General features: G+C 42.8%; 22 protein-coding genes. 13 read left to right on the top strand and 9 right to left on the bottom strand.

Features of this window, described 5'->3' with window-relative positions; genetic code table 11:
* Nucleotides 1-328 precede the first annotated feature (328 nt).
* Nucleotides 329-874 (bottom strand): DUF6702 family protein, encoded by a 546-nt coding sequence (locus tag BCU94_RS01955; protein ID WP_102475473.1) that lies wholly within the window; start codon nt 872-874, stop codon nt 329-331.
* A gap of 360 nt (nt 875-1,234) precedes the next feature.
* Nucleotides 1,235-1,987 (bottom strand): transporter substrate-binding domain-containing protein, encoded by a 753-nt coding sequence (locus BCU94_RS01960; RefSeq protein WP_102475474.1) that lies wholly within the window; start codon nt 1,985-1,987, stop codon nt 1,235-1,237.
* Between the two features lie 215 nt (nt 1,988-2,202).
* Between BCU94_RS01960 and BCU94_RS01965 the strand changes: the two genes are divergently transcribed.
* Both BCU94_RS01965 and BCU94_RS01970 read left to right on the top strand, forming a co-directional pair.
* Complete coding sequence (locus BCU94_RS01965; protein WP_102439574.1) at nt 2,203-3,204, top strand: NAD(P)H-quinone oxidoreductase; 1,002 nt, start codon at nt 2,203-2,205, stop codon at nt 3,202-3,204.
* 411 nt (nt 3,205-3,615) lie between these two features.
* Entirely contained in the window at nt 3,616-4,047 is a 432-nt protein-coding gene (locus tag BCU94_RS01970; protein WP_102475475.1) for a hypothetical protein, read from the top strand.
* A 104-nt stretch (nt 4,048-4,151) separates the two neighbouring features.
* Here the strand turns inward: BCU94_RS01970 and BCU94_RS01975 are convergent, their stop codons facing one another.
* From BCU94_RS01975 to cutA, 5 genes are all read right to left on the bottom strand, one after another.
* Entirely contained in the window at nt 4,152-5,183 is a 1,032-nt protein-coding gene (locus BCU94_RS01975) for an aldose epimerase family protein (RefSeq protein ID WP_102475476.1), read from the bottom strand.
* A 27-nt stretch (nt 5,184-5,210) separates the two neighbouring features.
* Nucleotides 5,211-6,368, bottom strand: a complete 1,158-nt coding sequence (gene galK / locus BCU94_RS01980; RefSeq protein WP_102475477.1) for a galactokinase — start codon at nt 6,366-6,368, stop codon at nt 5,211-5,213.
* Nucleotides 6,369-6,782: 414 nt separating this feature from the next.
* Complete coding sequence (locus tag BCU94_RS01985) at nt 6,783-8,441, bottom strand: cation:proton antiporter family protein (protein ID WP_102439570.1); 1,659 nt, start codon at nt 8,439-8,441, stop codon at nt 6,783-6,785.
* Nucleotides 8,442-8,593: 152 nt separating this feature from the next.
* Nucleotides 8,594-10,444: a protein-disulfide reductase DsbD gene (locus BCU94_RS01990; protein WP_102475478.1), complete on the bottom strand. Its 1,851-nt coding sequence runs from the start codon at nt 10,442-10,444 to the stop codon at nt 8,594-8,596.
* On the bottom strand, nt 10,441-10,764 hold the full coding sequence (cutA, locus tag BCU94_RS01995) for a divalent-cation tolerance protein CutA (protein WP_102439568.1): 324 nt from the start codon (nt 10,762-10,764) through the stop codon (nt 10,441-10,443). Before cutA ends, BCU94_RS01990 begins: the two co-directional genes overlap by 4 nt.
* Nucleotides 10,765-11,000: 236 nt before the next feature.
* On the opposite strand from cutA, the gene BCU94_RS02000 reads away from it, so the two are divergent.
* A complete protein-coding gene (locus tag BCU94_RS02000) occupies nt 11,001-11,606 on the top strand; it encodes an FxsA family protein (protein WP_102439583.1) in 606 nt (201 codons plus the stop codon).
* Nucleotides 11,607-11,696: 90 nt separating this feature from the next.
* Here the strand turns inward: BCU94_RS02000 and BCU94_RS02005 are convergent, their stop codons facing one another.
* Both BCU94_RS02005 and BCU94_RS02010 read right to left on the bottom strand, forming a co-directional pair.
* The gene (locus tag BCU94_RS02005) at nt 11,697-12,065 is read right to left on the bottom strand and encodes a hypothetical protein (protein ID WP_102475479.1); all 369 of its coding nucleotides are present in this window, start codon (nt 12,063-12,065) and stop codon (nt 11,697-11,699) included.
* Between the two features lie 26 nt (nt 12,066-12,091).
* Entirely contained in the window at nt 12,092-13,471 is a 1,380-nt protein-coding gene (locus BCU94_RS02010; RefSeq protein WP_102475480.1) for an MATE family efflux transporter, read from the bottom strand.
* A 225-nt stretch (nt 13,472-13,696) separates the two neighbouring features.
* On the opposite strand from BCU94_RS02010, the gene BCU94_RS02015 reads away from it, so the two are divergent.
* The 10 genes from BCU94_RS02015 (at nt 13,697) to BCU94_RS02055 (ending at nt 23,295) form a co-directional block, all read left to right on the top strand.
* Nucleotides 13,697-13,987 carry a co-chaperone GroES gene (locus BCU94_RS02015; protein ID WP_076538652.1) on the top strand — a complete coding sequence of 97 codons (291 nt, stop codon included), beginning with the start codon at nt 13,697-13,699 and terminating at the stop codon, nt 13,985-13,987.
* Between the two features lie 51 nt (nt 13,988-14,038).
* Nucleotides 14,039-15,682 (top strand): chaperonin GroEL, encoded by a 1,644-nt coding sequence (groL, locus tag BCU94_RS02020; protein WP_102475481.1) that lies wholly within the window; start codon nt 14,039-14,041, stop codon nt 15,680-15,682.
* Nucleotides 15,683-16,093: 411 nt separating this feature from the next.
* The gene (locus BCU94_RS02025) at nt 16,094-16,990 is read left to right on the top strand and encodes a hypothetical protein (protein WP_102475482.1); all 897 of its coding nucleotides are present in this window, start codon (nt 16,094-16,096) and stop codon (nt 16,988-16,990) included.
* Nucleotides 16,991-16,997: 7 nt separating this feature from the next.
* Nucleotides 16,998-17,234: a hypothetical protein gene (locus BCU94_RS02030; RefSeq protein WP_102475483.1), complete on the top strand. Its 237-nt coding sequence runs from the start codon at nt 16,998-17,000 to the stop codon at nt 17,232-17,234.
* The gene (locus BCU94_RS02035; protein WP_102475484.1) at nt 17,234-17,638 is read left to right on the top strand and encodes a hypothetical protein; all 405 of its coding nucleotides are present in this window, start codon (nt 17,234-17,236) and stop codon (nt 17,636-17,638) included. The genes BCU94_RS02030 and BCU94_RS02035 overlap by 1 nt, the downstream gene beginning before the upstream one ends.
* A 78-nt stretch (nt 17,639-17,716) precedes the next feature.
* Nucleotides 17,717-17,887, top strand: coding sequence for a hypothetical protein (locus BCU94_RS19645; RefSeq protein ID WP_198590840.1), 171 nt, complete (start codon nt 17,717-17,719; stop codon nt 17,885-17,887).
* 197 nt (nt 17,888-18,084) lie between these two features.
* A protein-coding gene (locus BCU94_RS02040; protein WP_102475485.1) for an IS3 family transposase occupies nt 18,085-19,262 on the top strand; the annotation gives its coding sequence in 2 pieces (ribosomal slippage) (nt 18,085-18,352 and nt 18,352-19,262; 1,179 coding nt in all).
* 113 nt (nt 19,263-19,375) lie between these two features.
* The gene (locus tag BCU94_RS02045; RefSeq protein ID WP_241904944.1) at nt 19,376-20,185 is read left to right on the top strand and encodes a zinc metallopeptidase; all 810 of its coding nucleotides are present in this window, start codon (nt 19,376-19,378) and stop codon (nt 20,183-20,185) included.
* A 526-nt stretch (nt 20,186-20,711) separates the two neighbouring features.
* Nucleotides 20,712-21,692 carry a helix-turn-helix transcriptional regulator gene (locus tag BCU94_RS02050; RefSeq protein WP_102475486.1) on the top strand — a complete coding sequence of 327 codons (981 nt, stop codon included), beginning with the start codon at nt 20,712-20,714 and terminating at the stop codon, nt 21,690-21,692.
* A gap of 301 nt (nt 21,693-21,993) precedes the next feature.
* Nucleotides 21,994-23,295, top strand: coding sequence for an anaerobic C4-dicarboxylate transporter (locus tag BCU94_RS02055; protein ID WP_102475487.1), 1,302 nt, complete (start codon nt 21,994-21,996; stop codon nt 23,293-23,295).
* The last annotated feature ends 122 nt before the right edge of the window (nt 23,296-23,417 follow it).

Here is a 23,417-nt window from a genome sequence, read left to right on the forward strand (position 1 = left end):
TCCTTTGATTGCTAAATACTAACCGCCAAACAGCGTGTTAACTTGCTAGCCTAAAAGGTTTATTTATTGTTTTTAGCTAGTTCCAGTTTGCCTGTTTATAGTTGTAAGGCAACATTAAATTAACACAAGTTACAATATCTTTGAGCTAGATCAATTTGTCTAAAAAAGATCCTAGTAGGAGAGGATTAAAGAGGGACTTTTTAAGGGTTATAAACTTTTTTAAGGCTAAAGAGTTTCTTTTCTACCAATAAAAAAGAGACCATATAGTCTCTTTTGTCAGCGATTAATATGTCAGTGTTGCGTGCTGCATAAGGCCTAGCAGATCCACTTAGGCGACATCTGTGTCTAATGCTAAGTGTTGCCATTTGTTATCGGTGCTGATATGCATTACTTTGACTTGTTTGTTGTGCTCAACATTAATATTGCTCAATTGGCTGGGACACAATGTTAACTGATTGGCGATTTTGATGTAAAAGCCCACCGACTTGGGATCGTTGCCGATAACGCTTTTTGCTAGCGTGGTTTGTTGGTAAAGCCATAGGTAGTCACCTTTGATTTCACAATTTAGGTATTCAAGCTGCAATAATTGCTGATTGTTATCTGCAATGTGAAAGTTTGTCTGCACGTAGTCAGCAAACGCTTTTCTGCTTTGTGGGTTTTTGACTAAATCGCTATCAGCCCCAATGATGCGTTTAGCTGTTTGCTGGGCATCAGCTAAATAAAAGCAGTGTTGAAGAGCGACATTCCCGCTTTTGGCATTAAACAGCACATTGGTATAGCTTTCTTTTTTTCTATTAGCAGAAGCCTGAAAATTAAATAATAACAAGCCTGCAAGGGTGATAAACCATATTAGAGCAATAATTATCCAAAACATTATTATATTCCTTTATTGCTAGCTGTTTAAAAAGCAGTGTTGAGCTGCTGCATGATTTGAGCCTGTTGGTAATTAATAAATATTGATACGCGGAAAATAAGCTGGCATTAACAGCAAATACTAATTAAATACCATAGGTCAATATATAGTATTAGTAAAATCTATTATCAAAGTTTTCAATGTTAAATAGGAGGTTAGGCACAGCTTGAACGCGGTTATCGCGAATTGATTATCTGACTATGATTGAGGCTCATGGCCGGTATTGACTCGGGCTAATATAAGCTGAATGCTTATTGGTGAATGTCTAAGTATATGGTTTATAAAGTATGTTGTTTAAATGGCTTTGGTTAAATTTAATCATTAAAGGCCTAATGGCGGCATATTTTCAGGTGCTTTAATTTGGTATTTATCTAAAATTTGTTGAAACTCACCAGAGCGCTTTAATTTAGCAATACCTTGAGCATACACATCTGCGATACGGCTTTGATTAGGATTAAAGCCTACATATAAAGGCGTTGGCTCACCATATGAACCGGCGTATTTGATTTGATTAGCTACATCATTTTTGTATGCAGTATATTCAATAGCGACTTTATTACCCAGTATCACATCAAATCGACCATTTACGAGGCGCTTAATGTTCAACATCATGGGTTGCTCTCCCGTGGCGGCGTAAAAGTCGGTTGAACGGCTAATTTTATCATTGAGCTGCTCGCCGTAGTCATAACCTCCGATAATCCCCACTAGCGCACCATCAAGACTGTCTAATTGCTGAAATGACCATGAAGCGTCTGCGCGAGTATAAAAATCCGTGCTGGTATAGCCAACAATCAGTGTGTCGGTATATAAATTAAATTGTTCAATATGGGTTGGTGTAACTGCAAGAATGGCATCGATATTACCAATTTTAACTTCCTTTAAAGCGCGATTAAAAGGTACCGCAATAAAATGCACCTGTTGATCCATGACTTCAAATGAGCGCCGAGTCAGTTCAGTGACATAACCGGTGTGATCTTGGCAAATATAAGGGCACCAAATATCCGATGCGATCAATACAGGCTTGGCTGCAAGGGATGAAGAAACCAGTAGTAGTAGAGAGATAATATATTTCACGGTAGTGTTGGCCTCAATAGAATAAGTGCTAATGGCGCAGCCTTACTTAGCTAGTTTTCACCGCACTATGCTCCGCTATTAAACCTAGTGCTTGCTTAAATTCAGTTAGTTGAATTAAATCTAGCCACTTTCAGTAAATATAGTAACCTAAAACGACAGTTTGCTAGCGAAAAGTTAATTTTTTTGTGACGCAATAAATAATATGGACGGGCCAAATGATCGTAAACAGCATAAAGCATGTGATTTACAATGAAACGGGCGCAGCTGAAGTGATGCGCTTTAACCATTCAGCATTACCTAGGCTTAAAGCTGGGCAAGTGATCATAAAAGTACATGCTGCAGGGGTTAATGGCCCAGACATTAAGCAGCGAGAAGGCGCATATCCGCCGCCAAAAGGTGCTAGCCCGATATTAGGCTTGGAAGTGGCAGGGGAAGTCATTGCAATGGCTAAAGATGTCACGCAATGGCAAATCGGCGACAAGATCTGTGCCTTAGTGCCTGGCGGTGGCTATGCAGAGCAAGTGATCACTTACGCCTCACATTGCTTACCGCTCCCCAAAGGCTACAGTTTTGTACAAGCGGCGGCCTTACCGGAAACCTGTTTCACGGTTTGGGGAAACTTGGTTAATCGCGCCAAGCTTAAAGCCGGTGAAACAGTGCTGATCCACGGCGCCTCTGGCGGTATTGGCACCACCGCCATACAAGTTGCCAAAGCCCTAGGCGCTAAAGTGTTTGTTACCTCAGGTAGCGATGAAAAATGCCAATATTGTCTCGACCAAGGGGCGAGTATGGCGGTTAATTACCATAAAGATGATTTTGTTGAGCCTATCCTTGCAGCAACACAAGCTGAAGGGGTCAATGTGGTGCTAGATATTGCGGGTGGTGATTTCATCAACCGCAATTTAAAGGTATTGGCTTTTGATGGCCGCATGGTATCAGTGGCAACCCAGCGCGGCGCTAAAGCAGAAGTGAATATTTTTAGCATTATGGCCAAACGCATTCAATGGACTGGCTCAACGCTTAGGCCGCAAAGTGTCGAGGCTAAGGCTGACATCGCCGCTGGATTATTAGCACAGCTATGGCCATTACTGGATGCTAAACAAGTGCAGATCCGGGTTGATAAAGTGTTCCCGTTTGATGAGGTCGTAAAAGCGCATCAATATATGGAGTCAGGTCAGCATAGAGGCAAGATTATTCTGCAGCTAGGCGAAGCCTAAACCTAAATGAGCAAAACCTAAACAAGTAAGATGTAAACAAACAAGACCTAAGCAAGAATTAGGCAATAGTAAGGCATCAAATTCAAAACAGTCTTTTTATCATAGCTGACTTGAAGGCTGTCATATTTGAACTAAATTAGAGCTTGCAGCGCCGCTAAATTACACTGGGTGCATAACACCTTGGGAAAATCATAACTCAGATGATTTGCAGCATAAGACGATGGCGATATGGCACTGGCAAAAAATGGCAAAAATATAAAAAACTTCATTAATAATATATTGATTTTTTCATAAGTTTTTGATTAATTATCCTCAATAATCATGCGCGTTGCGTAGAGGTTAGTAAATAAACTGTGTGCTGCTAAAATGCACATTTTTTAGGTATGTGTTGATTTAAGGGCATTAGCATATATGTATAACACTGCAAAAAAACAAGTTTGGTATGGTGAGCTTCGTACTCCACGTGGCACCTCAATTGTCGTCCATGACAACCGACTCCCCGATGCGTCTCCCGGTCGGATCTACTTATTTAATGTTAGTCGTAACACGATTGGCGAGTACGTAGAGGATATCGTTAAGGTTAACCTGCATGAGCTGGAACCCCAGCAGTTAACAGCCGCCAAAGCTGAGCATGAAGCAGCATGGCTTGCTGCTAGAGCTGAGTTTATGGCAAAACATGAAGCGCATATCGAATTATCTTCAGTGCCAGACTCTGCGCCAGCCTCAAAAGCCAAAAAAGTTGCAGCGGTGGATGAGATTATCGATGTCGATGTCGATGACAGTGAAATGGAATTTGAAGATGCTGATGCCGACTTCGGTATCAGTGATGACAGTGACGATTAGCATAAAGTGCTAAAGACAAAAAATGGAGCATGATAATAAATCATAGCTCCATTTTTATTGGCTGTTTATTAGTAAATCAATCGCTCAACAGTAATCGCTTAGGCTTAAATCACCCCAAACTCGTAACGGCTCACATGGCGATAAACTTGTCCTGGCTCTATCCAAGGCTTACCGGGTAAAACGGCTTGATTAGGTGAGTCTGGCAGCATTTGTGGTTCAATACATACCGCTTGGTGAGACTGGTAAATACGGCCGTCAAAGCCTTTTACGCCTTCAAGGAAGTTAGCGCCATACAGCTGCACCCCAGGTTGATTGGTGTAAATCGTCATGGTGCGGCCAGTTTTAGGGCTTGAAAGACAACCAAATCGACAGACTTGCTCAGCATTGTTAAGCACATAACAATGATCAAAACCATTGGTGGCAGCAAGAGCAGGTCGATGAGTTTGCACAGCAAATGCAGTGGCTTGGGCTAAATCTAAATCGCTGCCAGTGGTCGCAGCAATTGAAGTTGGAATACCCACTTCATTCATTGGCAAATATTGCTTGGCATCCACTTGGATCAAATGCGCTGCATTAGTTAAGCTATCAGCGCCTTCTAAATTAAAATAACTGTGCTGGGTGAGGCTAATAGGGCAGGCCTTATCGACACTTGCTTGCATTTCAATGAGTAAACTATTGTCAGCCAAGCGATAATCTAATTGCACCGTACAATTACCCGGAAAGCCCATATCACCATCTGGGCTATCAAGGGTTAATCTCACCCCGTCTTCAAGGGCTTGCATATGCCAATGCTTTAAATGAAAACCTTCAGCGCCACCGTGTAAGCAATTGGTCGCTTGGTTTATATCGAGCTGATAGTGGTTGCCTTGATACTGCAACTGACCATTAGCAATGCGGTTAGAGTATCGCCCTGCAATGGCGCCTAAATAAGCCGGCTGGTTTAAATAATCGCTGACGCTATCACAGCCTAAAACGATGTTATCTCGCTGGCCTTGGTTATCTTCAGTCCATAAGGCGTTTATAATTCCCCCTAGACTTAACACTTCAATAGCAACCTTGCCGTTGTCGACTCGAATACGTTCTACCCATCCTCCGCGAGGATCTTGCCATGGTTCAAGTGTGGTGATTTGTAACATTAATGCCTCTTATAGCAATAGAATTGCTTATTCAATTCTGCCTGCGCCGCCACTGGCAGAGCATAAATAGATAATTGGTTCTAAGGATGTTTGTTGTGGATATAGCTGCTCAACGGCATTGACCACAGCATCGGTTAGCTCATGATCAATAAGCGCTACCACGCAACCATCACTCATTCTTACGCCGCCTTTGGTGCCAATGATATCTTTAATTATTTTCACTAAGGCATCAATCTCAGGGGTGCTGATGTCAAAATCATCGCGCATGGATTGTTGTGATTGGGCCATTAATTGGCCGAAACGGGCAGTATCTTGTTGCTCTAGAGCGCGGGCGGCATTCACAGTGCGTTGGTTTTCAGTTAGTACATGCTTAGCTCGATGATAAAGTTCATCACCTAAGCTAGCTTTAGCACTGTTTAGCTGGCCAAGGCTGACTTCCCTTAGTGACTCAACTCCAAGCAATTCATTAATCTGATGACATTGCAGTTTACGGGCATCAAAGCGGTCAATTAACAGCTGGCGATCGATGCTAGGATCGACAATCAGCAAACTTAAGCTGTCAGGAATCGCTATTGCGCGGCCGTCTAACTCTAAGCAGTCAATCAATAAGGCGTGATCGGCCACCGCCAGTGCGCTAATGGTTTGATCCATAATGCCAGATTCTGACTTTATGAACCTGTGCTCTCCACGTTGGGCAATTTGTGCAATGGCTAATGGCGATAAATGCAGTTGGCTGGCGTAGCTAATGGCAGTGCCAAAGGCCACCTCAAGAGCTGCTGATGACGACATGCCTGCGCCCAGTGGCACATTGCCGACAATGGCAATATCCATGCCTTTAGCTTTAAGCCCAGATTGAGCCATTGAGGCGGTAAAGCCTTTTAGGTAATTTCCCCAACTGCCTTTATCTTCAATGGCGTTTTCTTCAATGGCGTTTTCTTCACCAAAACGCCATTGTTCGATTTGCCCAGCAAAGGCATCAGTCACGGCTCTAAAGGTGTTATCACTACGATGTTTAACCGCAATAACAGTGTGAAAATTAATTGCAGCGGGTAAAACGAATCCTTCGTTATAATCCGTGTGTTCGCCAATAATATTGACACGACCTGGTGCTTGATACAGGTCGTCAGCCGTAGTTCCAAATGTTTGTACAAACAACTTCATGGCTTTTTGAGCAGGATTTGACATACAGTTACAGTTCCAAAGAATGTCGAGTTACGAAGTTACCTAAGCGGTATAAAAGTATTAAATTTTAAATTGATAATGTGATTTATATCACGACTTGCCAGTGGCTGTAACTACTGAAAACTCGATTGATACAATTTGCAGCTTAAGAGTAGTCGGTTTTGTGGAAATAACAGTAATTTCAATGCCTTTGTACTACTAAAGAGGTATGTTAATGTAAGGGTTTACGTTGACTGTTTTATTGGCAGAACAAATTTGAGGTATAAACTGGCTTTATAACCACCCAAATAGCGACGCTGGCTAACCTTGGCTGATTGATATAAAAGCGCATTTTAAACAATAAAAAAGCGCCTTAATGTTAATAAGGCGCTTATCGGTTTAGCATAGCGAATAGAGGATATCGCTAACTATTTACGCTTATGGCTTGCTCAAGTTAGGGGTGATTTCAGTGGCTGCGCTGGCTTTATCAACGCTCGCTTCTGATTCTTCCTCTGTGTTTGGCTCAAGTAATTCATGAATAACATTGTCCACAAAACCAGCACCTGCAGCTTCGTAAAGGTTATAAACGCTGTTAACCCCTTGCTCTTTCAGTGACTCTGCATCTTCAGAATATTGCACAATGGCGCTGATCTTACCTTGGTAATCGAGCTTTTTAAGTTGCTCTACCGCAAACATATTACCAATATGGTGTGGCATGGCTAATAGCACCAATTCAAGCCCCGGTGCCCGCTCAAGCTTTTCCCAAAAATCGGTATCGCTAGCATCGCCTTGCACCACATTGCGGCCTTCAGAGCGATGAAAATCCACCAGTTCTTGCTTGTGTTCAATCCCCAGTATTTCGCCTGAGTATTTAGCGCGCAGCTCATCGTAAGCACCTGAGCCAATCCGGCCCATCCCTAAAATCAAAAAGCGCGGATTACCCACAGGAATTTGTCTATCCTCAGGGTGTAGCGGGTGTTTTTCAAGGGTGATAAAGGTTTTATGGTAGCGCTGATAGAACTTGTTGACCGCCGCATTAAGGGGCGCAGCAATTAAGAAACTGATGCTCAAGGCTACTGCTAAAATGATTAACCACTCGGCAGGTAACCAGCCTTTTGATGCGGCTACCGCAGCAACAATCAAGCCAAACTCACTGTAGTTACCTAGATTGAATGAGGCAAATAGCGAGGTACGAGAACGCAACTTAAAGCGGGTCAATAATATAAAGAACAGCATGATTTTAAACGGCACTAATAGCACCAGTAACCCAGCTAGGCCCACATCGGCAATGGTTGGCAAACCATTTAAACCAATGGTTAAGAAAAACGCGACTAAAAACAGCTCTTTAAAGTAGTAAATTGATTTAGAAAGCTCGGACGCTTTAGCGTGGCCTGCCAGTAAAATACCAATAATCAATGCGCCTAGATCCGGCTTTAAGCCAACGGCTTCAAACAGCCAAGCGCCCATGACTAATGCCATAGTCAGGCCAAATAAAATCAACATTTCGCCGTGGCCAACGCGGTCGAATATTTTATAAATTAGTGGTTTAACTAGTGGTAACAGCAATAAACCTAAGGCGTAAATGGAGGGGAAATCACCCTTTGAAATGGTGAGGAATAGCACTGCGAAGATATCTTGCATAATCAAGATACCAATGGCGATACGGCCATACAAGGCTTGGCTATCACCGTTTTCATCCAGCACTTTGACGGCAAATACGGTACTTGAAAAACTTAAGGCAAAGCTCAGTAGTAACAGCTGATCAATATCTAAATCAACTAGCCTGTCTAGCCCTACTAATCCCAGCAATTTTAAGATGGGTAAAAAGAATAATATCGAGCCAATTAAGTGCAAACTGGAACTGGCCCACACCTCAGATTTGAGTAAACTTTTGACATCTAATTTAAGCCCAATAGCAAACAGCAGTAACATGACGCCGAGGTCAGCTAGTTCCTGCAGCAGTGGCAAGCTTTCATCTTGGATCCCAAAAATAAACAGTAAAAAACCTGCTGCAAGATAACCAATTAGTGGTGGTAAACCGACTCGACTAACAAGCATGCCACATAATAGCGTAACAATGAGAATTGCGGGTTCCATAAGGCCTTATTCGATTTGTTGAAACTAGGTTGTAGGTAAGTAGATTGTATAAGAAAAGAATCAACTTGGTATTAAAAAATAGCTCAGGATTAAAAAAATGGCCAATCTAATAAATAAATTGACCATTTTCAATATCTTAGTTGAGAATAAATTTATTTATTCAGCAATAAATCCAAGTGATCAGCAAAGGGTTTAGGCCCCATAAAGCCGGTTACGCGTAAATCTTCACGCTGATTGCCATTTTCATCGAACATTAATAGGGTCGGTAAGCCTAATACGTTGAAGTGCTCAAGCAGTTCAATATCAATGGCATCACTTTTAGTGACATCGGCTTGCAGTAACACCATTTGATCTAAACGCTCTAATACTATTGGATTAGCAAAGGTAATCGCCTCAAACTCTTTACAGGCCACACACCAGTCAGCGTATAAATCTAGCATCACGGTTTTACCGCTAAGGCTGGCTTTATCTAGCTCAACTTCTAAGTCTTCTAGTGACTTAATTTGAATGAATAACTCACCATGGCTAATTTGCTTGCTTTGGTTAGTCTCATTGCTGATTGATGGCGCCTGATGGCCCAATGCAGTCATTACCGCTTGGAAACCATAAGAGAAACTGGCGAGTAAAGTCAGCGTCAGTATGATGCCACGGGTGGTTTGCTTCCAGTTAAACTCTGATAGTTTGTTCTGGTGTATGAGGTAGCCCGTTAAGCAAATCCCCCAAATTGACCACAATACATCAGATACCAGTCCTGGCCAGATGCGGCCAATCATCACGATTGAGACAGAAATCAGCAAGAAGCCAAAAATGGTCTTAATGATATCCATCCATGCACCGGCGCGCGGCAGTAATTTACCACCAGAAGTACCAATGATCAGTAATGGCACCCCCATACCCATGCTTAATACATACAGCGCCAAGAAGCCCTGTAGTAAGTCGCCACTTTGGGCCACATAAATCAGCGCACCAGACAGCGGCGCAGTGGTACAAGGCGACGCCACTAAACCTGAAATAACGCCCATAAAGAACACCCCAACAAGGTTGCCACCTTTTTGGTTATTCGACAGGGTATTCATCTTGTCTTGGAATTTGCCCGGCAGGCGTAATTCATACATACCAAACATAGATAAACTCAGCAGTACAAACATTACCGCTAAGAAAATCAAAATAGCAGGATGTTGCAATGCCGCTTGAAATTTCATGCCCGCAGAGGCAACCACTAAACCTAATAATGAATAGGTAATCGCCATACCTTGAACGTAGGCCATTGATAGTGTGAAGGCTTTAGCGGTAGATAACTTTTTCCCTTGCCCCACAATAATCCCTGACAAAATCGGGTACATAGGAAACACACAAGGGGTTAAGGCTAAACCAATACCTAAACCAAAGAAGATAACTAAGGTCCACATTAAGCTATCGTTGGCCAGCATTTGGCTTAAGCTGTCTTGTTGGGTGATAGGCGTTGTCGCATTGCTTGCGGTTGCTGGTTCAGCTTGAGCTGGCACATCACCAATAATGGCTTTTTTGCCCTTTACCTTGCCATCGTTAGCAGCAACAGCATCTAGCTTAACATCACGTTTGGTAGGCGGATAACACAGCTTGCCTTCAGCGCAACCCATAAAGGTCACTTGTACTAGGCTGCCTTGGGCGGCTTCTTTAAGGGCTAACGGCAGCTCAACAAAGGTGTAATACACTTCTTGTTCGCCAAAATATTCATCGTTATGAACCTTGCCTCGGGGTAGGTCTATATCGCCAATCACTGCGCCGTCGGCAGAAAACTGCAACTTGTCACGGTACATGTAATAACCATCGGCAATCACAAAGCTAATGGCTAATTGATTATCTTTTTGCTGATAATCAAATACAAAAGCCTCTTCAACAGGCATTAACTCTGGCTCGCCCTGAAGGAAGCTGAACTTATTACTGCTAAAAATGCCTTCACTGTGAGCTAATGGCGTTAGCAGGAGTAAAGAGGTAAAAATAAGCGCAAATATTTTTTTCATGATTGGGAAGTTTCTTCTATCCATTTTAAATAATTTGGCAAGCCTTGAGTAATAGGCATAGCGATTAATTCAGGTACTTCATAGGGATGCTGTTGGATCACTATTTGTTGAATTGCATCATAATTTTTAGCAATACATTTTATGTGTAAAGCGACTTCACTACTATGACAGACCTCATCATCCCACACATAAACTGACTCTATTTGTGGAATTAATTGCACACAAGCAGCCGCTTTAGTTTCCACTAGCGTTGATGCAATGCGTTTTGCACTGGCGTTATCAGGGCAAGTTGTTATAACTAATAAGTAAGTTGCTGGCATTGGAATGCTATCATCTATTGGTTGCCTTAAAGTTAGCTTAAGCTTAATAACATAAACTGCGGTTTATCTTTATTGTTGTTGCTAATGTTATGTTTATCGCGATTTCAATAGTGCAATACTGTACGTTTTTTCGTAAGCGCTTGCATTAGTCATTGATGATAATCGTGACACGTCTTGAATTAAGACCGGATAACCCCCATTTAGTTTTCATAGCCAGTGAAAAAATTGAGGCCCACATGTTATTTATTTTATTGTTTGTATTTATTATCGTTCCGACCATTGAGTTGTCAGTATTAATTTCTGTGGGCGATGTGCTTGGCACCTGGAATACCATCGCATTAGTGTTTTTCACTGCGATTGTGGGAGTATCACTAGTGCGCAGCCAAGGCTTAAGCACCTTAATGTCAGTGCAATCTAAGCTTGAGCGCGGTGAAGCGCCGGGTAAAGAAATTGTCGAAGGCATGATGCTCGCCGCGGCAGGCTTACTGTTATTGTTTCCGGGCTTTGTGACTGACTTTATCGGTTTGTTATTGCTAACCCCAATCACTCGCTCACCGATTGCCAGCTATATCTTTAAACGTATGCAAATGCGCGTGGTTGCTGGTGGCGGTTTTCAGGGCGGCTTTGGTCCACAAGGTCAACCAGGCCAAAATCCATTTGGGCAAAATGGCCCATTTAACCAAGGCGGCAATACCTTTGACGGTGATTTTGAACGCAAATTTGATCCAAATGATTTAACCCCTGAAACCCATCAGGTAGAAATTAAAGATATCACCCCACAGGATGAGCCTCGCGCAGATAGTGAGCAAAAGGGCGAGCAAGATAAGCCCAAAAAAGACTAATTGTTAGCTTGGTGACTCAATGAAAAAACGCTAGCAAGGCTAGCGTTTTTTATGGCTCAAATAATTCAGCTGCTTGTTTACGGCATTAACTTAAGGTGCGAGAGTCGAATCCTTTGAAGGTTTGTCTAGCTGCTCAGCCATCCAATACGCGCTAACCGTACTCCCAACCCAGCAAATAAATAACACCCAAGTGGCCATCGATACTGAAGGGGGTAAATCAAGGGTCACGCTGTCGTGCACTGCGGCATAAAGACTGTTGAAGTCCAGCGCAATATTTCCCGCGACAATATCATCAGCCACCGCTTGAGCGCGCTGCATCAGCACGGTCATGATGGCGCATAAACTGATAAAACAAGCCAGAATAATGCCCCAACCTATGGCTTTTTTACCTATGTATAAGTGCCCTGTACCCGGGCACACAAAAGCTGACAATAGCGCGGCGTTGATTGATCTTTTCATTGTGTATTAACCCTTGTGCATCCCTGTTAATTTATGGTGTTAATTGACTTAGTGGCCGTTGACGCGGTAACGGACTCTGGCTCAGTGATCCGACTGGCCATCACATAGCAGGCAATGCCCATAATGGTATTGGTTATTGGCAGCGCAATTAATAAACCTTTTACCCCGCCAAAGTATAAGCCAATGGCCGCCAATGGCAGCATTAAAATAAACAGCCTGACTAAGTTAATCACTAACGACTGGATCGGTCTATGGTAGGCATTTAAACAAGTGGCGAAGATAATCACCACTGCTAATGGCCCATAGGCTGCGGGTAAGGCTTTAATATAAAAGCTCAACCAATCGATCACCACAGCATCATTACTGAATAACTGCGCAATAAAATCAGCACTCAAAAAGATAGGCAGATACAGTAAGGTTTGCAGCACAAGGGCAAACCGCAGTGACAGCATCATGGCATCTTTAGCCCGCTGATGTTGCCCCGCCCCCAAGTTTTGCCCCACAAACGGCATTAAACTGGAGTTAAGGGCCATGATCCCCAAAATAAATAAGGTTTCTAAGCGCACCCCTGCACCATAAGCCGCCACCGCAGCTTGATCGACTCTGGCAAGCATGGCCAAAATAATGCCGTTGGCAATAGGGTTAATCATATTCATTAAAGCCGCAGGGCGGGCAATATGCCCCAGCTTGCACCAGTTTTTGATAATCCGGTGCTTACTTAATTTGGTGAAGACCAAAATTTGTTTTTTGAATACCAAGATATACACAGCCACAGAGGCTGAAAATAACCAGGATATTGAAGTGGCAATGGCTGCGCCTTGAATACCCAGCTCAGGGAAAGGCCCAAGACCAAAAATAAGTAAAGGGTCGAGTATAAGGTTGATAATTGCTGCCACCGACATAATGATCGCAGGGGAGTAAGTATCACCGGTGGCGCGAATGCCTTGATTGCCCACCATCAATAACACCAATAATGGCGCCCCTAAAAACCACACCAGCATATAATCATGAATAAGTGGCAAACTTAACTCATTAGCGCCCAGTAGGGTGAATAGCGGGTCAATGGCCATAATCCCGATGCACACTAACGCGCTCACCAATAAAAATGTTAGCAACAAGGCATCAAACAAAAACGCTTTAGCTTGGGGTTGATTACCTGCGCCAATTAAGCGGGCGAGGTTAGTGGAAACCGCCGCGCCAATGCCAATGGCAATACTGGAAAAAATAATCGCCACCGGAAACGTAAAACTTACCGCAGCTAATGATTCAGTGCCCAAAAGACTGATGAAATATGTATCTATAAGGCTGCCACCATAAATGGTGAGAATACCGATAAGGTTGGGGAGGCTCATATTGAATAGCACACGACCTATTGGTGCGTTAAGCAACCCATGTTTATCTTTCATCTATCTCGACTTAAACACGAAAACGGGAGCCAAATTCTAGCAGCATTCAAGATGGTTTAAATATTAGCAGCCACAAATTTTACAATTAAATCGCAGTTTTTTTTAAAATACACTTGGAACTGTCAACATCGACCCCCATATATCATTCATCAAAGGGGTAATGCCCTTATCATTTTGTTAAAACCGCCTCGTTTTAGGGCACCAAATCATTAGGAGAGTCCGTAGATGAATATTCGTCCATTACATGACCGCGTAATCGTTAAACGTTTAGAAGTTGAATCAAAATCAGCTGGTGGCATTGTATTAACTGGTAGCGCTGCAGAAGTATCAACTCGTGGTGAAATCCTAGCAGTAGGCAATGGTCGCATTTTAGAAAACGGTGAAGTTAAAGCCCTTGACGTTAAAGTTGGCGACGTAGTGATTTTCAACGAAGGTTACGGCGTGAAGAAAGAAAAGATTGATGGTGAAGAAGTCCTTATCTTATCTGAGTCAGACCTAATGGCTGTTGTAGGTTAATTTTAAACATTAACCCTTTGCAATCATCAACAAATTTGAAGGAACATAACAATGTCAGCAAAAGAAGTATTATTTGGTAGTGACGGTCGCGTTAAAATGCTTAACGGCGTCAACATTCTTGCTAACGCAGTAAAAGTAACATTAGGCCCAAAAGGTCGTAACGTCGTTTTAGACAAAAGCTTTGGCTCACCGCTAATCACTAAAGATGGTGTATCGGTAGCGAAAGAAATCGAACTAGAAGACAAGTTCGAAAACATGGGCGCACAAATGGTGAAAGAAGTTGCTTCTAAAGCCAATGATGCGGCTGGTGACGGTACAACTACTGCAACCGTATTAGCACAATCAATTGTGGTTGAAGGCCTTAAAGCAGTCGCTGCTGGCATGAACCCAATGGATCTTAAGCGTGGTATCGACAAAGCAGTTATTGCAGCCGTTGCTGAGCTTAAAGCACTTTCGCAAGAATGTGCAGATTCTAAAGCCATTGCTCAAGTAGGTACTATCTCTGCTAACTCTGATGAATCAATCGGTGAAATCATTGCAACAGCAATGGAAAAAGTAGGCAAAGAAGGCGTTATTACCGTTGAAGAAGGCCAAGCCCTTGAAAACGAATTAGACGTTGTAGAAGGTATGCAGTTTGACCGCGGTTACCTTTCTCCTTACTTCATCAACAAAGCTGAAACAGGCAGCGTTGAGTTAGATTCTCCTTTCATCTTATTAGTTGATAAGAAAATCTCTAACATCCGTGAATTATTACCAATCCTTGAAGGTCTAGCTAAAACAGGTAAGCCACTGCTTATTGTTGCAGAAGACGTTGAAGGCGAAGCATTAGCAACATTAGTTGTCAACAACATGCGCGGTATCGTTAAAGTAGCTGCTGTTAAAGCACCTGGCTTTGGTGACCGTCGTAAAGCAATGCTACAAGATATCGCTATCCTAACTGGCGGTACTGTTATCGCTGAAGAAATCGGTCTAGAACTTGAAAAAGCAGCCCTAGAAGACTTAGGTACAGCAAAACGTGTTGTTATCACTAAAGACAGCACCACCATCATCGATGGTAACGGCGAGCAAGCGCAAATCTCTGGCCGTGTTTCGCAAATCAAACAACAAGTTGAAGAGTCAACATCTGACTACGACAAAGAAAAACTTCAAGAGCGTATGGCAAAACTTGCTGGCGGTGTTGCAGTAATCAAAGTTGGCGCAGCAACAGAAGTTGAAATGAAAGAGAAAAAAGCCCGTGTTGAAGATGCATTACATGCAACACGTGCAGCCGTTGAAGAAGGTGTGGTTCCTGGCGGTGGGGTTGCACTAGTACGTGTAGCGTCTAAGATTTCTGAAGTTGAAGTGATCAACGAAGACCAAAAGCACGGCGTAATCATCGCACTACGTGCAATGGAAGCACCACTTCGTCAAATCGCAACCAACGCAGGTGAAGAAGCCTCAGTTGTGGCGAACACAGTTAAAAACGGCAGCGGCAACTACGGTTACAACGCTGGCAACGACACTTACGGTGACATGTTAGAAATGGGTATTCTTGACCCAACTAAAGTAACTCGTAGTGCACTACAGTTTGCCGCATCAATTGCAGGTCTAATGATCACAACTGAAGCAATGGTAGCGGAGCTTCCACAAGATTCATCTGCACCAGATATGGGCGGAATGGGCGGTGGTATGGGTGGTATGGGCGGCATGATGTAATCTAGCTTGTCTAAATTGGTGATAACTGCGTTGCTTCACCACTCGTTTAAGAAAGCTAAACGTCGTGGTAAAGCGCCTTGTTCTAACCTATTTATACAGCGCTATATGCACTGCTGGTCTAAAGCCTAAAAGCTTCAAACCGAACTTCTTGTAAAAGAAAATGAAAGCCCCGATACCTAACGGTATCGGGGCTTTCTTATTTAGAGGACAAAAGCGCTATTTCATTTAAGTTTACTCTGACCCCACTTATCTTCTGGGGGTTAAACTTGAAAGCTTAACAAAGGTGCTGTCTAAAAGGGATTACGTGCTTAAACAGAGGTTTAAACGGATCTTAAACACTAAAGTATTCTTGTGTGCAGGGTGTTAAATGGAATAAGATGCATCATCTTTCAATGCCTTCGAACTTTAATAATGACTAATACAACGCGAACCCTGACCTTCTCTTTTGATGGATCTGAACACGAAGATCATCATATTAATTTAGCTACTTACATAGAATCATTGGAAGGCTTGGTTGATTTAGTGACACAGGCAAATAAAATTGTTAATGGAGAGAGCTCAGAGGTTGAGATGGAAGTTGTTGCTGAGCAACCAGGATCTTTTGAGACTGTTGTTAATTTTGTTCAAAGTGGTGGGGTTGATGTCTTAAGTCAAATCGGGCTAATGGGAGGCGCAGCTGCCGCGGGATCATTATTTGGAGTTCTGGATTGGCTTAAAGGAAGGCCGATGCAGGAAATCAATATAAAAACGGATGGGACGGGCGAAGCTAAGCAAAAAATTGCTACTATTAACGTAGAAGGTGATACGCTTGATTGCTCGGAGATCACCGCTAAACTTCTTAAAAACCCAAAGATAAGATTAGGCATCGATAAATTGGTACATACGCCATTATCTAGTGATGGAACATCTAAAGTCACAGTGAAAAACGGCGACGATATCACATTGCAAATCGAAAATGAAAACGCAAATATTTATAAGAAACCCGAGTCATTAATGGTTGTTGAAACCGTGACTGATGATGTAGAAGGTAATGTTAATTTTACTAAAATTAACTTTAATGGTGCAGCAGGTTGGGAAATGCAATACGGACCTTTAGGCCGATTTGCAATTCGAATGGAAGATATAGATTTTCTAGCAAAAATAAATGAAAGCGATGAGAATGGTAAGTTCGTTGATATTTCTTCTACAGATCTGTTTTCAGTTGACATGACTAGGACTGAAGAAGAGGTCAATGGTCGGAAACGTAAAGCTAAGTATGTTGTAACTAAAGTTAAAAGACATCGTAAGCACGTTGGAAAAATAGTGTGAGACTAAAATGAATGCTTTAAGTTGGATTGTAACAATTGGTTTGATGGTGGTGTTGTTTCAACTATTTCGAGTTGGGACTCGTCTACTGTTGGATTGGATTTTGCCATCAAAACAGTTAAAGATTACCTATGTAGATGAGCAAGGAACGTCACATTCAGTTTTTGTTGATTCAGATGACGATATAGGCCCTTTGTTAGTAGAGGCAAAGAAGGTCTCTCGCCGTAATCAGGTGAGAGCAAAATAATGGGAAAGAAACAATTCGGTTTTGCGTTTTTTCTATCCTTATATGTTCAGCTATTAGAGCAAGTAAAACCGGCCACTGATTGGCCTGTGATTCCAGAGTTTTGTAACGCTGTTTCTCCTGCCGCCGCAGCATTTTTTGCCCATCTAACAGTATTGCTGCTTGTATTATTGCAGCTTCCTAGTGAGACAGAGCTTCGCACTAAGGTACAAATCTGGAAAAAAAGAAGAAAAATCAATAAAAAGCTAAAAGACCCTACTGTAGGAGAGAGTGTCAAAGATAACCTTAGAACTCAGCTCGATGAATTACATCTTGATGAATTAAAAAATTATAATATTACGGTAACTCCGGTCTTAGCCGAAGAAAAGGTTGTGGAAAATAACGAGCAAGATAAAACATCCGTTTAAGCCCGATATTTTTCCAAGCCGCTAGGTAGACCACTAAGCCAGAATAGGCACTCCAATGTTATTGAGAGTGCCTTTTTTATGCCTGCTACATCGACCGCTTTTGGCTTTGCCGCCTTAAGCTATCAACTTAATGTCAACACTGATGTTGCCTTTACGGTCGCTGAAGATGGTTATTTTCAGGCGCTGCCTGATGGCCTGTTTGCGTCGGTAGATGGTCATCTGGTGATGCTGAAGCTGGCAAGTAGTTGATGGATACCACTACTTCTGTGAAATTAGTCCAGAGTAAAATTTAACTAAAAAGGATACTTAGTCCCGAGCGAATTAGAGGTTTAGAATAAAATTAGTTACTTTTCCTAATGAATTAAAGGGTCACCTGTAGTGGTACGGTTAATTTGGCCACCTAATTAGAGGTGTTATTATTCACCTCATCAAACTTAGGTGACCTTATGACAAAAAGAAATAGACCCAATTTCACGCCCGAATTCAGACTTGAATGTGCTCAATTAGTCGTAGATAAAGGCTACTCAGTTCTTGAAGCATCACAAGCAATGAATGTGGGTAAATCATCCCTCGACAAATGGGTTCGTCAGTTAAAAGGCGAGCGTAATGGCATTACAAGTAAAGCAACGCCATTAACACCTGACCAACTTGAAATTCGTCAATTAAAAAAGCGTATTGCACGTATCGAGGAAGAAAAGGAAATTCTAAAAAAGGCTACTGCTCTCTTAATGTCGGACTCGCTGAACAGTTCACGATAATCAAAGCCCTTAAAGGGAGTCATGCTGTTAAACGTTGTTGTGAAGTATTCGAAATACACCGTAGCAGCTATAAGTATTGGGCAAAACAAGCCAGAGGTATTAAGCCTGCAGAGGTTGAAGTATTGGCGATGGTGAAAAGCATTTACGCTGAAAGTAATAGCTCCGCAGGTGCTAGAACTATCGCAGGTATTGCGACTCGTAGAGGCTTGCCCTTAAGCCGCTACGTAGCGACTCGTTTAATGAAAGAACAGAACCTAGTGAGCTGTCAGCGTCCTAGTCATAAATATAAGAAAGCGAAGCAAGAGCATATAGCCATACCAAACACGCTTGAACGTCAATTTGCAGTGATAAAGCCCAATCAAGTTTGGTGTGGTGATATCACCTTTATTTGGACAGGTAACCGCTGGTGTTATCTTGCTGTTGTTATGGATTTATTTGCACGTAAACCTGTTGGTTGGGCAATGTCTCACTCACCAGATACGAAGTTAGCAGCGAAAGCGTTAACCATGGCATTTGAGTCCAGAGGCCGACCAAAAGGTGTCATGTTTCACTCTGATCAAGGTAGTACTTATACGAGTCGACATTATCGTCAATTATTGTGGCGTTATCAGATAGAACAAAGCATGAGTCGTCGCGGTAATTGTTGGGATAACAGTCCGATGGAGCGATTCTTCAGGAGTTTAAAAACAGAATGGATGCCGACAATAGGCTATCGTTCATTTACTGAAGCAGAAGCTTCGGTTGTTAAATACATTATTGGATATTACAGCCAGGTTAGGCCTCACAGCTATAATGGTGGACTAACACCCAATGAGTCAGAGAAAATATACTGGTTAGAATACAAATCCGTGGCCAAAATTAATTGACCACTACAGAGTAAATAAGTGGGTCAGAGTAAACTTTTCTTAATTTATACCTACAGAATACTAGCTGAATGAAAATTAAAAGCCCCGATACCTAACGGTATCGGGGCTTTTAAGTGGCTTTAAATTTTGTTATAAAATACTTATTTTTTGCAGGCAACTACACGCATCCACAGTTAATGGCTTTGCGTAAAAGCCGTGAGAGTTATACCAAGGTTTATGGCATACTGGTTTTCATGCTATGGATCATTCTAATTATTGTCATTGCGGGCTGCGTATTCTTGCCTGGCTTGTGGGTCAAGCACATCATGAGCAAGTACCAACAGCCCGCTGATCGCTACCGTCATCAAGGTAGCGGTGGTGAACTTGCTCGTCATCTTCTAGATCGTTTTGGCCTAAATGACGTCAAGGTTGAAGAGACGCCTGACGGCGATCATTATGATCCCGCGGCTAAGGCTGTTCGCCTTACGCCGGATAACTATGCCGGTTATTCTCTGACAGCTGTGACGGTAGCTGCCCACGAGGTTGGGCATGCGCTACAGGATTCTCGCGGCGAGTCTTTGTTTTTGATGCGACAGAAGCTGGCTAGAACCGCTATGGTCGGTGAGCGTATTGCCGGCATAATGATGTTCGCGGCGCCAGTGGTCCTTATGCTCACTCGTATACCGCAGGCGGGCGCGTTGACCATTTTGATCGGCGTGCTGTCGATGGGGTTGAGCACCATTGTGCATCTGGTGACCTTGCCGGTGGAGTTTGACGCCAGTTATGGCAAGGCGCTGCCCATACTCAAAGAGGGCAATTACCTGCACGACGGTGACCTAAAGCATGCGGAGAAGATTCTCAAAGCGGCGGCGCTGACCTACGTGGCTGGCTCGCTAGCCAGCTTGCTCAATCTTGGCCGCTGGATAGCGGTACTGCGTCGCTAATAGAATCACTGGGGTTTTGTTAGGGGCAGAGTAAACTTTTTCTATTTCCTCAATCAAATTATTAAACACAACCATAATCTTGGCTGTTCGGGGCTTTGTGCTTACTGACTTTGGTATTTTTGCTGAACGTGTTAAAAGGCTGAGGATTAAACTGATATTCAATAGGTGAACCATGAGTATTAGCGAGACGACCGTTCATCCCATGGATGGGATGTTCGAGCCCTCATGGATGAGTTTACGGCGTGTCGGTGAGTGAATGTCATGGTGAGCTGATACAAATCAAATTAATTGGATTAGTCTCGACTCTTTAAGCGATTTCAAATCGGGTGACTGATTAAATTCTTTCTTTGCTTCATAGCCTACACTCAATCGCTAATTGAGCAATTAGATACAAAAAATAGCCGAATTATGGCTTAATAATCAATAACGCAACTGCTGGTTGACAGATTAACAAGCTGGCTTGCTAGTGAGCAACTGGCTGATTTCTTATGCTTGTGGCTCAATTATTGATTAAAAGGACTCACTAATGATACTTGCAGATAAGATTATTAGATTAAGGAAAAAACTGGGCTGGTCGCAGGAAGAGTTGGCAGAGAAAATGAATGTTTCTCGTCAGTCTGTTTCTAAATGGGAAGGGGCCAATAGCATTCCTGATTTGAATAAAATCATTATGCTTTCACAGATTTTTGATGTGTCTACAGACTTCTTACTCAAGGATGAGAATGAGCAGTTTGAGTTTGCGACAGAAGCCAAAGAACCAGGCATTAATCATATCAGCCTAGAGCAAGCGACTGAGTATGTTGAGCATAAAATCGCAATGACCAATGTGGTCACTAAAGGCGTGGTTTTGTGTGTGTGTTCTGCAATGCCGTTGTTTTTCTTTATGGCTATGGCGGAAACGAATCGATTTAACATGACGGGTGATATAGCAGCGGCATTGGGTATTGTGAGTGTGTTGATTTTGGTGTCAGTTGGAGTGAGCTTTTTTATCAAGACAAACCAATATCAAGATGAAATAGCGGCGATAGAAGATGAACCATTTGAACTCGCTTATGGTGTTCACAGCGTGTTTCATGAAAAGCGTAAACAGTTTAGGCCAGCTTATAATTTGCGCTTATCTGTAGGTATTTTCTGTTTTATTGTTAGCTTTGTTCCGCTGCTGTGCGTGAGTATTTTTTCTTTTGAGCAAGACATTGTTTTATTAATGATAGATGTACTGCTTTTTATTATTGCGGTTGGTCTATTCATTATTTTACCGGTTTCTGCAAAATATGATGCCTATAGCAATGTATTGAAAGAAACAGTGAAAGAGACAGAAACAACTAGACGTACTAAACGAGCCGAGAAGTTGGCTGGATTTTATTGGCCCTTGCTCATTGCTATCTATCTTGGCTGGAGCTTTTGGACAATGGCTTGGGGCATCACTTGGATTATTTGGCCTGTTGGCGCCGTGCTGTTTGCCGCACTCGTTGGCTTGATGGAATTACTTCACAAAGACACGCCTTAATTAATACGTGGGAAATAAGACGTGTGAAATCAGGGTGCGAAGTTAATGCGCCCAAAGAAACTCGGAGTAAATCGCCAAGCGATTTTTTTGCGAACAAAGAGTGCTTAGATTGCTAGGCGGCAATTCACTCGCCGCGCTTAATCGGTTTTATCTCGAACAAAACTCAACCCGCAATGAACAACACGCCCTAGTTAACACTTCCGGTTTTTTATTCTGTTAGTTGAGGTTTTATTGATTTAATCATCCATTGCTTATATTGGTTTTGCAGTAAAGTGCGCGCAATTATGGCTTGGGAGGATTTATGGTAACAATTGAGTTAGTGGTGGTATTGGCTGCCATCTTTATCGGCGCACGAATAGGCGGCATTGGCATTGGCTTTGCTGGCGGTTTGGGTGTGTTGGTGTTAACTCTTGGCTTAGGGATGACACCTGGCACTATTCCTATTGATGTGATTTTGATTATTATGTCGGTCATCGCAGCTATTGCGGCGATGCAAGTTGCAGGTGGTTTGCAATATTTGGTGAATATCGCTGAGCGTGTTTTACGTAAAAATCCTAAGCAGGTTACTTTTTTAGCTCCGATTGTCACTTATACCATGACGCTGTTTGCAGGTACGGGACATACCGCGTTTTCGACCTTGCCTGTCATCGCTGAGGTGGCGAAAGAGCAGGGCATTCGTCCTTCACGGCCATTAAGTATTGCAGTTGTTGCCTCTCAAATTGCGATTACGGCTTCACCTATTTCAGCTGCGGTTGTGCTAATGAGCGGCATGCTTGAAAGCAAAGGCGTGGGCTATATCAGCTTATTGATGATTTGTATTCCCGCTACTTTTATTGCTTGTATGGTCGGCGCTTTTGTTGCCCAATTTATGGGTAAAGAGTTGAAAGATGACCCCGTTTATCAAGACCGTTTAGCTCATGGCTTAGTGAGCAAACGCGAGGTGAACAGCACTGAGTTACCAGCAGGGGCTAAGCGTTCGGTGATGGTTTTTCTGGTAGCAATTGTGGCAGTGGTGTTTTACGCCACCGCGATTAGTGATGCTGTAGGTCTTATTGATAATCCGACATTGCCGCGAAATGAAGCGATTATGGTGTTTATGCTAACGGCAGCCACGGCGATTACGCTGTTTTGTAAAGTGGATACAGCTGAGGTGCTTAATGCGGCGACCTTTAAATCGGGCATGAGTGCGTGTATTTGTGTATTAGGTGTTGCGTGGCTAGGTGACACCTTTGTTGCTGGGCATTTAGAAGAGATTAAAGCGCTATCGGGTGGCTTGCTAGAAGAGCATTCGTGGATGTTGGCGATCATTTTGTTTTTAGCCAGCATGTTGTTGTACTCGCAAGCCGCAACCACAGCGGCGTTAATGCCATCGGCATTTATGCTAGGGGTTAGCCCTGAGGCTGCTATTGCTTCTTTTGCTGCGGTGAGTGCCTTATTTGTATTGCCAACTTATCCAACCTTGTTGGCGGCTGTTGAAATGGATGACACAGGTTCTACCCGTATTGGCCAGTGGGTATTTAACCATCCTTTTGTGGTACCCGGTGTGGTGACGATTGTTAGCTCGGTGATGATTGGATTTGTATTAGCTGAGATTATTTTGTAGGTGTATTTATTGTCTGCTTAAGGCGTTTCTTTGGATCAATAATGCAGCATGCTTTCAGGTGTCAGCTTTAATGCCGACAAACTGCAAGCCGAAAAAAGCCCCGATGCTTAACCGTATCGAGG

The sequence above is a fragment of the Shewanella sp. 10N.286.52.C2 genome, from assembly GCF_002874545.1.
GTDB lineage: Bacteria > Pseudomonadota > Gammaproteobacteria > Enterobacterales > Shewanellaceae > Shewanella.